The 12,811-nt window shown below is 42.2% G+C and carries 11 protein-coding genes; 7 read left to right on the top strand and 4 right to left on the bottom strand.

Annotated elements, in window-relative coordinates:
- The first annotated feature begins 44 nt into the window (after nt 1-44).
- From AC04NP_RS27350 to AC04NP_RS27325, 6 genes are all read left to right on the top strand, one after another.
- Nucleotides 45-401: a hypothetical protein gene (locus tag AC04NP_RS27350; RefSeq protein WP_482863263.1), complete on the top strand. Its 357-nt coding sequence runs from the start codon at nt 45-47 to the stop codon at nt 399-401.
- Between the two features lie 36 nt (nt 402-437).
- Nucleotides 438-1,169: a hypothetical protein gene (locus tag AC04NP_RS27345; RefSeq protein WP_482863262.1), complete on the top strand. Its 732-nt coding sequence runs from the start codon at nt 438-440 to the stop codon at nt 1,167-1,169.
- 828 nt (nt 1,170-1,997) lie between these two features.
- Nucleotides 1,998-2,210: a hypothetical protein gene (locus AC04NP_RS27340; RefSeq protein WP_482863261.1), complete on the top strand. Its 213-nt coding sequence runs from the start codon at nt 1,998-2,000 to the stop codon at nt 2,208-2,210.
- A 25-nt stretch (nt 2,211-2,235) separates the two neighbouring features.
- The gene (locus AC04NP_RS27335) at nt 2,236-2,439 is read left to right on the top strand and encodes a hypothetical protein (RefSeq protein ID WP_482863260.1); all 204 of its coding nucleotides are present in this window, start codon (nt 2,236-2,238) and stop codon (nt 2,437-2,439) included.
- Nucleotides 2,440-2,840: 401 nt separating this feature from the next.
- Nucleotides 2,841-3,155 (top strand): ORF6N domain-containing protein, encoded by a 315-nt coding sequence (locus AC04NP_RS27330; RefSeq protein WP_482863259.1) that lies wholly within the window; start codon nt 2,841-2,843, stop codon nt 3,153-3,155.
- Nucleotides 3,156-3,812: 657 nt separating this feature from the next.
- The gene (locus tag AC04NP_RS27325) at nt 3,813-4,586 is read left to right on the top strand and encodes a class I SAM-dependent methyltransferase (RefSeq protein WP_482863258.1); all 774 of its coding nucleotides are present in this window, start codon (nt 3,813-3,815) and stop codon (nt 4,584-4,586) included.
- Nucleotides 4,587-4,696: 110 nt separating this feature from the next.
- On the opposite strand, the gene AC04NP_RS27320 is transcribed toward AC04NP_RS27325, so the two are convergent.
- The 3 genes from AC04NP_RS27320 to AC04NP_RS27310 all read right to left on the bottom strand — a co-directional run bounded on the left by AC04NP_RS27320 (nt 4,697) and on the right by AC04NP_RS27310 (nt 7,983).
- Nucleotides 4,697-5,659, bottom strand: a complete 963-nt coding sequence (locus AC04NP_RS27320) for an SGNH/GDSL hydrolase family protein (RefSeq protein ID WP_482863257.1) — start codon at nt 5,657-5,659, stop codon at nt 4,697-4,699.
- A 79-nt stretch (nt 5,660-5,738) separates the two neighbouring features.
- Nucleotides 5,739-6,878 (bottom strand): cellulase family glycosylhydrolase, encoded by a 1,140-nt coding sequence (locus AC04NP_RS27315; RefSeq protein WP_482863256.1) that lies wholly within the window; start codon nt 6,876-6,878, stop codon nt 5,739-5,741.
- Nucleotides 6,879-6,894: 16 nt separating this feature from the next.
- Nucleotides 6,895-7,983, bottom strand: coding sequence for a phosphotransferase enzyme family protein (locus AC04NP_RS27310; protein WP_482863255.1), 1,089 nt, complete (start codon nt 7,981-7,983; stop codon nt 6,895-6,897).
- Between the two features lie 315 nt (nt 7,984-8,298).
- On the opposite strand from AC04NP_RS27310, the gene AC04NP_RS27305 reads away from it, so the two are divergent.
- Complete coding sequence (locus tag AC04NP_RS27305; protein WP_482863254.1) at nt 8,299-9,345, top strand: LacI family DNA-binding transcriptional regulator; 1,047 nt, start codon at nt 8,299-8,301, stop codon at nt 9,343-9,345.
- An 80-nt stretch (nt 9,346-9,425) separates the two neighbouring features.
- On the opposite strand, the gene AC04NP_RS27300 is transcribed toward AC04NP_RS27305, so the two are convergent.
- Nucleotides 9,426-12,734, bottom strand: a complete 3,309-nt coding sequence (locus AC04NP_RS27300; RefSeq protein ID WP_482863253.1) for a VCBS repeat-containing protein — start codon at nt 12,732-12,734, stop codon at nt 9,426-9,428.
- Nucleotides 12,735-12,811 lie beyond the last annotated feature (77 nt).

Raw genomic sequence — 12,811 nt, 5'->3', positions numbered from 1 at the left:
ATTTCATGCAGTACTATGTTTAATTCATTCAAATGATTTCAATTATGAAAAGAAAATTAATTTCTTTGTGTATTTTGTTTAGCCTGCTAGCGGCTTTTGGGTCCGTTAAGGCTGCTACATTTCAATGCTATGAGTATGGTGTGCCACAGGGTTCAACTGCATATGAATTTATTTGGGTATGGAATTCGTTAACCATTAATGGCGCTTCTTCAGGATTTTGTTGTGATTATACTGATGTTTGTCTGTTTTGGGCATATGATATCTTCACTGGGTTTCCACTTTATCAAGCCTATCCGCTTTACCGAAGTCCCTTTCCTGCATTTATTTGTTCTATCAGCTTAGCACCATCTTGTTGTTGTGGAAGTTATGGGGGTACAGTAGATGATATATTTTGTTTTTGATTGATTTTATCTCTAACTACTTAGACCAATAGAATTATGTATTATAGAAATCTAATATCTTGTATCATAATCACACTGTTTCTATACGCTTGTAACAGTGATGAAAAGAAAGGGGTTGAATTAGAGCCAACACCCCCTGTTCTGGAGAAAGTAGAAAAAACACCAGAGCAAACGGCTGAAATGTTATCTCAATTAAATATTCAAATAAGTGCTTTCCCTCCTAGATTTCCTGATATGATCAATCCGAGAGAGTATATGCAAGAGAGCGATCTACATGTTAAGGGTTTTGAATTCATGAAGCTTTTTCAAAGAAGTAAAAGTAAAGGCTGGAAATCCGTACAAGAGATTGTTACTCCCTATATTAAACAATTTGATGGGACAGAACATGAGTTTTATTACAAGCAGGTTGAAGCTTTGGCCATGATAGATTTGCTTACACAGGAGGAATCCTTGAGCGATGAAGCATTGAAAAGCTTGTCTGAGTATACTCAAACGTTGCTGGATTATCAATACAATCGGGTCTATCCTATAGCTGAAAGTTTAAAAAAACTAGAAGGTTATTGGGATAAAAATCAAATTAGTGAGGCGGCCAAGATCACATTAAGGGAAAATAAAGTTTTCAATGATATGATTGCCCAGGCTCGATTAAAAGCTAAAGAGGAAGGTAATCTTCCAGAGAGTGGCAGGGTAACTGACACATCGCAATCTGATTTTTTTGAGCAACTAAATGAACTAGGTGTAAGTGATCTGGAAAGAATGGCTCAATAAAGTCAGTGAAATTTATTTGTTATAAAAGAAGCCTTTCTCAAAGGCTTCTTTTTTTACTTCAACATCCACCGCCAAACCACCTTAGTCAGGTGGTAAAATAGTGTGACAAAAGAGTATAAATCACCGAAAAGCACCCCAGGCCAGAAAGGTTTGAATTAAGTTAACTTATCACTATTTTTAGATGGATTATAAAAATTGATAAATTGATCATTAATGTATTTAGGGACGGTGGGTTTATTGTCAAGATAAACGATAAGGCAGTCGTATTGGCTAATTCAGATTATACCATGCCCGAACTTATGATTTTCTTGGCGGAAAATTTTGATGCGATTGTAAAAATAGATAATAATGAGCCTCTTATCCTGACAGACCCGGAGGATTAAACACTTCACCTCCCATAAGGTAAGTTATCGGGGGCATTCATAAAATTGAAAATGAACGACTCAATTATTTACTTGCTGCCTATTCCAATTATCCTTGGACTGTACATATATGCGTGGGTGAAAAATATAAAATTCAATGTGTTGGAAATCGTCGCTATTTGTGCAGCAGCATTATTGTATGCAATATTCAGTTATCCCGGAATATATCATAGACTAGCATTTTCGATTTGGACGATGGGATTAATATTAATAGTATTAGGTACTGTTAAGGCAATAAATAAATTTAAATGAATATTCCTCCGAAGGGGAGAATTCTGAATATTCTTAAGGACAGGCTTTAATTATTGCACCGCCCAAGAGCCAGCCAATCCCCGACGGCAAAGCCTCTTATTAAGAACCCGTACTAAATTTGGTACACTGTACTAAATTTAGTATATTTGTCTTTATGGGTGAAACAGATATGATCGATAAGATTAAAACGGTAATGTCACAAAGGAGGATAAGTATATCCGAACTAGGCCGGATGCTACCCGGAGACAATGAAACCAGACGAAAGGATCTTTCCGAAATTTTGAATCGGCGTAGAGAACCCGGCAGGAAATTCCTTGAAGAAATAGCATTTGCCCTGATGCTTGAATGGGATTTGACCAAACCATAATTAAGTCAACTTTTAAAATAAGAATATGAAAAACGAAGAAAAAATAGTGGAACTCTTATCTGAAAGCCTGATGAGACAAGATCGGCAAGAAGAAATTTTGAATAAGCAAACCAAATTACTTGAAACGCTTGTCGATCAATTTCATAAGATGAACGATCACTTGTTGACGCGGCAAGATAAGATTGAGGACAGGGTAGCCAGGTTGGAAGATAAAGTATTTAGAGGTTGATACCCTAATGACAACCCAGGGCCGGACCAAGGAGAAATTGAAACAAATGTTTCTAATTAACAAACCTTACCTTTTGTCTTATCGTTATAGAAGCCCATCATCTGGATTTAAACAAGATGAGAAGGTATTGAGGCAAATGATCGATGAAGGATTGATCAAGGAGGTCCGGAAGGACTCAAAAGAAATTGTGTTTCAATGGATATCTGAAATAAATTCTCCGGAAGGCCCGAAGCTTCTCAAATAGGAAGTTTCCCCGGCCATAGTCCCGCATAATTCATTCTCATCACTATATTTGGGCAAATTTTGGTCCCTTGGGGTAAGAAAATGAAAATTTACCGTCTCCATTGAAGGTACAGTACGAAACGTTATGGGCCAAATCAAACCGGACACTAAAATAAAGAATGACGAACTTAACAAACCTATCAGAAGCTACCATAACAAAAAAAATATATCTTATCAGAGAAAAAAAAGTAATGTTGGACAGAGATTTGGCAGAACTTTATGGAGTGGACAACAGGGTCTTAGGCCAACAAGTGAAAAGAAATAGCGATAAATTTCCAAGCGATTTCATGTTTAAGCTTACTCAAAAAGAAACTGATGATTTGCGATCACAATTTGTGACCGCAAATATTTCGCCCAAAAGCAGAGTTCTCCCGACTGTATTCACGGAGAATGGTGTTTTAATGCTTGCCAATCTTCGAGATGTAGTTCCGTGATAATAAGGATTGAAACGCTTTGCCTCCACCCTGAAAAATTCCTCGCTTTGCCCTGCAAACACTTCGAGATGTAGTTCCGTGATAATAAGGATTGAAACTTGCAATAGAATCGGGGATAAGCCGAAAACCCGCATCTTCGAAAGGTAGTTCTGTAATAACAAGGGTATCCTCTTAGAATTTTAGACGGTATGGTATGGGGAGTGCAATTTCTGATGAAGTAAGAACAGGTTTTAGGCTTAGCAATGGTGGGAAAGTCATAGTATGGCTTAGAGCCATGCTATGACTACTAAGGATAACGGTTTTCCAGGATTTATGAGTAAGATGTATCCATGACCTCAACAACAACAGCATAATCAGGTAGCACTGCCGGGTGTTTTGTAATCATCCATAGTTTTGAAAAATAAGTTTTTTACTGCCACATAGCCGTTACCAAAAAAAATTGCTATCTTTATCAAAATAAAAATTTTGGATGTTTAGATTTAAAATGGATTCGGTAAAATAAATAACCTTTGGTATGCTGCCCAAGGTTGCTCTTTTATAAAACTCAGTCATATTCCTGTCTGAGTTATTTTCTTATCTATATACTATAGTTTTGAGGCTTGGCAAAGGATAATGCGTATCCATAGGCTATTCGCCAACATTTTAAATTTAAACATCATGAGTGACGAAAATAAATCAATCCACGAATTCGACTTCAATTTAATCTGCGAATATTATTCGAATGTAGAACGGCAGGGTCCCGGTAGCCCCGAGGTAACGATTAAAGCATTAAGCTTTATCGAAAATCTTTCTACGGCATCTTACATCGCTGACATAGGTTGTGGAACAGGCAGTCAAACAATGGTAATCGCACAGCATACACCGGGAAAAATTACAGGAGTCGACCTGTTTCCTGATTTTATAAATCTGTTCAATTCAAATGCCGATAAACTCAATCTTAAGGAGCGGGTAAAAGGCATTGTCGGTTCGATGCATAATCTCCCTTTTCAGCATGAAGAATTAGACCTCATCTGGTCGGAAGGTGCTATTTATAATATCGGTTTTGAACGCGGACTTAACGAATGGCGAAAATTCCTGAAAACCGGTGGCTATATTGCTGTTTCGGAAGTGTCGTGGTTTACAGATGAACGACCGAACGAGATAGATGAATTCTGGATGGATGCTTATCCTGAAATCGACACTATCCCCAACAAAGTCGAACAAATGCAAAAAGCCGGATACATTCCTGTAGCTACATTTATTCTGCCTGAGAACTGCTGGATAGAGCATTTCTATGCACCACAAGTCCCAGTACAGGAGGTCTTTTTAAAAAAACATGTCGGTAATAAAGTTGCCGAAGACTTCATTGCAAATCAACAGTATGAAATGCAATTGTATGATCAATACAAAGCATTTTACGGCTATGTGTTTTATATAGGAAAGAAAATTTAAGTGTTAGTCACTCCTTCCGAGAATCATCAAAGCGCAAACAAAATAAATGAAACAAGGTGGCCGGTTTGTATGCGATAGCATTGAAGCAATCAAAAACAGGTTTAGACGGGTTAGTCATTGAAAGCCATGATTTGCTGATTCAACTGGGTGGCCTGCAGTTCTGTTGCTTCAATAGAGGTGTGGCTTACAGTATCGCCACGGATATATCCAACATACTTTAACCATCCGTCGGAGCGTAATTTTCTTCTTTTGTTTACCAGTTGAAACAAGCTGTCCGATTGCATTTTGTTACTTTCGGATCGAAGGTCACCGGTAAATGAAAAATCAAAGTGCTTCAAAAACGTCCGTGCCATAAAAAGGTGTCCTGAAGGTGACGGGTGAATGCCATCTTCGGCAAAGGTGAATGACGGATTCTGCACTCTCATTGCTCCGATCCAGTCTCTCATAGGGCCATGAATGTCAATAATTTGCACGTCAGGCATCTTCAGGGCGCTTAACCAGTGGCTGTAGTCTTCCAGGACGGTATCATAACCTTTGTAAGGGTGGGCATAACCAAATTCTTCTGCTGTGGCGTCTACTACTTTGTCAGCAATTGGCAACGCGTCAAAAACAGGCGGGGTCACCAGCACAGCGGCTGCATTGATCTGATCGACCTGCTGCAACAGATTTTGAATACCTTCCTGGAATTTTTGCATACGTGCGGGCGATTGCGGATGATAAATGCCGTCATTCATACCGTAGCAGGCAACAACGACCTCAGGCCGGACTTTCTCCAGGGCTCTTGTAAGCCGTTCTTTAAGACAAGGACGTGGAAAAGGGTGGTCCTTTTCAGTCAGGCAGGACACTGTTTCGCTGCTAAGGCCAATACTGATGATGTCGATGTTGTTTTTGGGGTACTTTTTGCGCAGGTAGTATTCGATGTAACTGACATAAGCACCGTTCCGGGTAATGCTATTGCCAAGAAACAAAACCTTTTTGTCTGCCAGCAAAGCGCCGGCTTTGTCCTTTTTCCCACAGGAAATCAACATCGGCAATATGACAATTAAAATCAGATAGCGTTTTGCTCCTTTCATAGTGTAAATGTTTGTCGATACGCTTGAATTGTTCCTGCAGGCCCATTGCATAAGACCAGCACCAGCAAACCGGGCTGATCTAACGATTGGTCAGCTCCTTTACCAGTGTCACCTCATCTTCGGAAAAAGGAGTACCATCAGCTCTCAAAACATCATGAAACCACACTTCAGGCTCGGCAGTAAATGTAGAGTCCCAGCTTTTCCAGGGATAAATAGTCTGGGTTTTTCCGGACACAAAACCCCAATTAATCGCCGCTACATTGTTTTCCTTCAATAGTGGCATCATATTTTCAAAAGTATTGTTGCGGGTACGCGCCATGTATTCGGTACATAACAAGGGGCGGTTATACTTTTTAAGTTGATCGATTTTCTGTTGTACGGCTTCGGTCGAATTGTCGTAGGCATGAAAGCTGATAACATCCGATTGCTCCAGCATGTATCTCTCCAGGGGTGGCAATTTTTCGGGATTTCCCCAGTTTTCAACTTTTTCTTTCCACATACCACATGTCAGGGGTTGTGAGGGGTTGGCTCCCCTGGCCCAGGCAAATACTTTTTTCAGTAATGCAAGGGAGAAGATGTGCTTGTTTTTTACCTCGAATGACTCGCGGCCCGGTCGTTTTGCTACGTTGTCGGGTTCGTTGTAAACATCCCAGCAAATCACCCGGTCATCATTGGCAAATTTACCCACTACTCCTTTAATATATGCCTCCAGTTCGTCGTGCCGGGTACTATCTCCCAGTATAGCCGCGCCGGGTGCCTGCACCCAGCCCGAATTGTGTACGTGGGGTATCGGTTCAGGCTGTATGCCGAGTTTGGGCACCGGGTGCCACACATCATCCAGTAAAACAAACATGGTTTTTATACCGTGTTTGTCAGCCATATCCAGATAACTATCCAATCTTTCAAGAAATCCTGTGGAATCCTGGTCCCAAAGCAAATTGTGCAGATAAACCCGGTGTAAATTAAATCCCAGTTCAGCCGACCAGCCTAATTCCCGGTCGATGGTTTCCGGGTCAAAAGTATCTGGCTGCCAGAATTCCAATTGGTTAATCGATGTGCTGGGGTTAAAATTCGCCCCGGCAAGCCATTCATACTTTTCATACCAGGCCCATGCTTTTTCTTCGGACCATCTGTGGGTTTCCGGAGCAGGTTGTTCTTTTTTACTCGTTTTACAGGAAAATAAAATCACAAAAAAAGACAACAGGATGAGTTGTTTCATGTTTTACAGGTTAAAGCTAAATTAATGTCGTTTTTCCAAAAGCCTTTGTGATTTCAGGAAGTCTTTTTCTCATCAGTTTACTTAAATGAAGCTGACACCTTGCGCGGTGCAGGTTATGGTCGGGAAAATCGGTTTTGTAGTACTTATTCCCTTGTAAATAATCGGTTAAAAACCTAAGCCCCATAATAAAACTCATGTAAATTCCTGATTTTGGCAAGATAGACATCTCTGCTTCACCAAGCAAATTTCCGGTTGAATTCAGATAACCCTCTGCAAAAGCATCGATCATAGCCAAATCGACATCTACCTTTTGTAAATCCAGCTCATGCTCGTCGGCCGTCGATGCCCCTGTACGTATGCCATCCCCAACGTCAAAGTACACATAACCCGGCATCACTGTATCCAGATCGATGACACATTGCCCTTTGTCATGGGCATCCAGAAGTACATTGTTAAACTTGGTGTCATTGTGTGTTACCCTGAGCGGCATATAGTGTCTGACCGGTATATCCTGAATAGCAGTAACATAATCCGCTGTTTCCAGTACATACCTGATTTCATCGCGGGCCTGATTTCGCTGGTGTTCTCCGGCCTCGTCTCTGGCGGCCATGAACTGCTTCAATCTGAATTTCATATTATGAAAATCAGGCAATGTGTAATGTAACTCCTGTATTGGAAAATCGGACAAATAATTCAGGAATTCGCCAAATGCCCTGGCCCCTTCATACATTTGCTCCGGGTTATACGGCTTATCATAAGACCGGAGATGCTTCATGAACTTAAAAACCCGCCAATACTCCCCTTCCTCCTTTAAAAAATGTGATCCGTCGTGTGTGTGGATCAGGGTGGAAACTTTAGTGCAGACATCTTCGCCGGCAAAAAGTAGCTTTCTTCTGATATGGGAAGTAACCAGTTGAATATTGCCCATCATAGCAGGAATGTTCCTGAATACATGATGATTAATCCTTTGCAGCAAATAATCCGGCTTACCGGCATTTTCGTTAACCAATCGATAGGTATCATTGATATGCCCGTTTCCAAAAGGCACTATTTCCTTAATGATACCGTCAATGGCAAAAGCTTTGGTCAATAACAGTTGTTTCATTCCCTGGCAATAGTTTCTCTCAACAGTGAACCAACCCGATCATTCAAAACAAAAATCATCAGGCAATCCATCCGGTTCTTTTTCAGTTAAAAAATCTGATATTAGTGTATTCTCAGCAAACCTCACCCCTCCCCATCAAAATAAATGTAAAAAATAACACATGATCACCAAATTGTGGCCGGCAGTATTTTTTTTGGTAATATACACAATAATGTGCTCGTGCACAACATAATGCCAATAAAGTTTGCATTGTTAGACTTTAAATGGTATATTTTTTTTATATTATTGTGTCATTTTTATTTAAGCAAAAGACATTTGGAAAAGAAGAATTACACCATCAAGGAAATTGCCAAGCTTGCCGAGGTTTCCAGGGGGACTGTGGATCGAATCCTGCACCAGCGTGGCAATGTTTCTGAGAAAGCCAGGCAAAAAGTAGAAGGCATTTTAAAAAGAATCGACTACAGTCCCAATATCATCGCACGGTCGCTCAAGGCCAACAAAAGAAGCAGAATTGTCGCTATCCTACCCTCCAACGAAAAGGATAATTACTGGAATCAATCGATCAACGGCATACTCGAGGCCGCTAAAAAAGCCAATGAGTTCAACGTTACCATTGAAATAAAAAAGTACGACATTGGCAATGTCGATCTTTTTAACCACCTCATCGATAAGTTACTTGAAAATCCACCAAACGGTATTTTGCTGGCACCTTTGTTCTATCACGAATCATTGGATTTCCTGGCCAAGTGCATCGCCGCTAAAATTCCCTACGTTTTATTCAACACCCATATTGAAGATTCACAGTCGCTGTGTTTCATTGGCCAGGATTTGTTTGCCAGCGGCAGGGTATCTGCCGACCTGTTAAATCGTATTAAAATTCCTGGGAAAAAGATGCTGATCATTCATTTTGATGAAGATCCTGCTATTGCCAATCACCTGAAAGAGAAGGAAATAGGTTTCCGGCAATACTTTAAAGAAAAGGGTGAAAAGGCAGAATTACAGACTATGCGGCTTTCCTCAAAGCAGGGTAATCATGTGGAGGAAAAGATAGCAGAAATCTTTGCCCATGATGACCTGGGCGGAATTTATGTAAGCACGTCAAAGGCCCACGTGATTGCTGACTACCTGAAAAGGAACTCACTGCACCACATTCCACTGATTGGCTATGATTTGATCGATCAAAACATCCGTTTTCTCAAATCAGGAGAAATTAATTTTTTAATCAATCAAAACCCGAAACGCCAGACTTATCTGGGCATTTCCTACCTGTCGGATTTTCTTGTTTTCGGCAAAAAAATCGACCGAACGAATTTGCTCCCGCTGGATATTATTACGGTAGAGAATCTGGCGTTTTATTTGTAGGTGGGTTGCGAGGTGGCCGGGTTTCGGGGTTGCAGGTGCCGGGTTTGAAGTTTTGCAGATGGCAGTTGAAAGGATAAAAATTAACCCGGGGTATTGTATGGTATTAAAAGCTCGTATACTGCTAAACGGGCATCGTTCCGGCTCATAAGACAATACAAGTGCCCGTCACCGGTCCGGACCATAGCTATATCCCTTATATCCCCATCGACATTCATTTCGGCATGGTATTCAAATCGACCGTTTCCCAGACCCAGAAGTATGATGCCGTAGTTAGCAGAAAACTTCCCGGTACTTACCCTCGATAATGATTGGTTTCCGCCTAAAACCAGGTCGGGGATACCATCCCCATTAAAATCCGTTGATTTGATCGCATATATGGGTGAAAACTGGGAACGCAAAGGTAGTGGCGAAACTTGAAAGCTCCCGTCGCCATTATTAAGCAAGACAACCGATGTATGATTATTGACAATCAGGGTGTCGGCATTGGACAATTGAGCAGGGATGAAAAAATCGCCCGGTTTCAATTGTGAAAATGATTTATAGTCAGGTGATTTTTTCTTGAAACCGGCTATTTGATTAATCAACTCATCACGGCTGAATGCAAAGGATAACTCTCCTGAAATATAGTGGAAAAACAAGGGATCGATCGCCCCGTTTCCGTCAAAATCTTTGTATATCATCATGCCCGGGTAGTCTTGATCCACCTGAAAATAGTTGTTTATCCCAAAATTCCCCATCACCACATCCAGGTCGCCATCACCATCCAGGTCATTGACATGCAGTGACTTCCACCAGCCATAATGCTGCTCCAGTGATTCCTGCTCATGTAAAACAAATGTGTCTTCCTGATTGAGCCAAACCATGGGCTTCATCCACTCCCCAGCTACGATCAGGTCGGGTCTGGCGTCGTTGTTAAAATCGCCGAATTCAGCGGCATTGATCATACCGGCCTGCTCAAGTCCCCCGGCCATTTGTGCGGTGACAATTTTAAATGAGCCATTATTATTTTCCAGCAGAAAACTTTGCGGAGCATGGGGATATTGCTGTAAATTGATCTGTCCTGCTACAAACAGGTCGGCATCTCCGTCATCATCCCAATCGGCCGAAGTAACAACGGAGCCGCTGATAAACATCTCAGGCAATAGCTCCGTCCGATACTTCATTTGGCCTTTTCCGTTGTTGAGATAAAGTCTGTCCTGCAAGTGTTCAGGTGCTGCAGTAAAGGCGGCGGCCCCTTTCACAAGGTACAAATCGTTGAATCCATCGTTATTCGCATCAAATATCAAAGCATCGACATCGGCAGTCAGCGGGCTTGTTTCAAATTGCTGGGCGATGGCAAACCTTCCTGCTTTGGTTTGAACATATAGTCTCCCCGGTATCCCTGGGGTCGCGCCTGTATAGATATCTTCCAATCCATCACCGTTAACGTCGCCTTTTGCCAGCGATGGCCCGTTATTGAGTGCCCCTGTAGGGAGTAATCGCTTGTGCTTGAAGTCGGTATATGTAAAAGACCGGGGTTGGCTGACGGTATCAAACCCGAGCTTACCGGTAACATCGGAAAAAAGCATCGCGGCAGTGTCCTGAGCAGGTAGCCATGGAACGGCTGAGTCGGACTTTTCAATCACCAGCGTATTATTGATCTTAATATCCCTGATCACGTCTACTGTTCGATCCGGCCAGCGTATCACCAGCGAGTCAACCACAGGGTTATTCCCGATGCCAAAAACGAGTTCCGGATTTACGGACGATTGAAATCCCCTGGTGGGCATCAACTCCTGCATATAACGATATCCTCCGCTAAACAACTCTGCTTTGGTGCCGATACCAAAAGTATTTTTATGTTTCATTGAAAACCTGACTTTCACAAAATTACTTCCTTGTTTTTCACGGCTGGTATTCTCATAGACAGCCGCAAAGTCATTGACATTGTTCAACACCAAATCCAGATCCCCGTCATTATCCAGGTCACCGTAAGCGGCACCATTGGTCAAATACAGTTTTTCGTCCAGCCCCCAGGCCGCACTTACATCATCAAATCCCAGATGCCCATTATTCCTGAAAATATAATTCGGAACTTCGATGGGGGGAATCCGGGAAATCATGTTGAAAACATCCAACCCGGTCTGCCCGTCACTGGCTTTGACCTTTTCAGCGACCATATAGTTGAGGAAATCCAGGTCAAGGTAATTCCTCGCATAACCATTGGTCACCAGCATGTCCTTCCAACCGTCGCCATCGTAGTCAGCCAGCAAGGCCGCCCAGCTCCAATCGGTATTCGACACCCCACTGAGCTGGCCGATTTCGTTAAATTTGTTTTGGCCATTATTGAGGTGTAACATATTTCTGCCCACCTGCGGGAAGAACCCACCATCGATCAGCAGGTTGTACTTGTCGTAGTTTTCAGGGCCCAGTGACATTTTCAGCCTTTCATTGCTCTCCGGAAGCATATCCAGTGTAAATATGTCGTGGTTGCCATCGTTATTGATATCCGCTACATCACAGCCCATCGAAAACATGGAGACCTGGGCGGCATAATCTCTGAGAGACTCCGAAAAGGTGCCATCACCCTTGTTGATGTATAAATAGTCTTCTTCGTTGTAATCATTGCCCACATAAACGTCGAGCCAGCCGTCATCGTTGATATCACCCACAGCAAGTCCCAGGCCAAAGCCCAGCAGCGTTTGCCTGATACCTGCCTTAAGGCTGACATCCACAAAGCGGTCTCCATCGTTGCGGTAGAGTTTGTCACCATAGTTGGGATCTGATCTTTGTTTGTATCCTGCGGTAAAGCGGTTGAGTCCGGCGTACTTCTGAATAGAATGATTGATCAAAAACATGTCCAAATCACCGTCGCCGTCATAGTCGAAAAACGCGGCTTGCGTGGAGTAACCTGTATCATTAAGTCCATATGTTTCCCCTTTTTCAGTGAAAGTCAAATCACCGTTATTAATAAATAGCTGGTTTTGCCGGTTGACTTCGGCCGTTGCGGCTGACCTGCAGACATATATGTCCAGCCAGCCATCACCGTTTACGTCTGCCATGGTTACGCCGGTATTCCACAGTCCTCCGGCCCGGACGTTGGCAGGCCCGGCGATTTCCTGAAATTTCAGGTGGCCTTTATTGAGGTAAAGATGGCTGTTAACCATATTACCGGTAAAATAAATATCCGGAAGCCCGTCATTATTGATATCACCGATAGCTACCCCTCCCCCATTGTAGAAATAGCCATAGTTGAGCACGTTGAGCGTCTCTGTTTCCTTAAGTGTATTTCTGAATTTTATGCCTGTCGCATTTTTGGGCTTTCGCTTAAACAGGGTTTGGTTGTTGTTTTCACCACAGGAAAAAAGGAAAGCGAAAAAACATACCACATAGAATCCGGGATGCCTCATAAGTGAAAGAAAATTATCTATAAACAAAAAATTTTGCTGGTAGACCGTGACAAATTGCCGGTTTGAAACCAAACCAG

The sequence above is a fragment of the Agaribacillus sp. DX54 genome, assembly GCF_056858335.1.
Note: the sequence above shows the minus strand (reverse complement) of the source record. Positions and strands in the feature narration are given on the sequence as shown.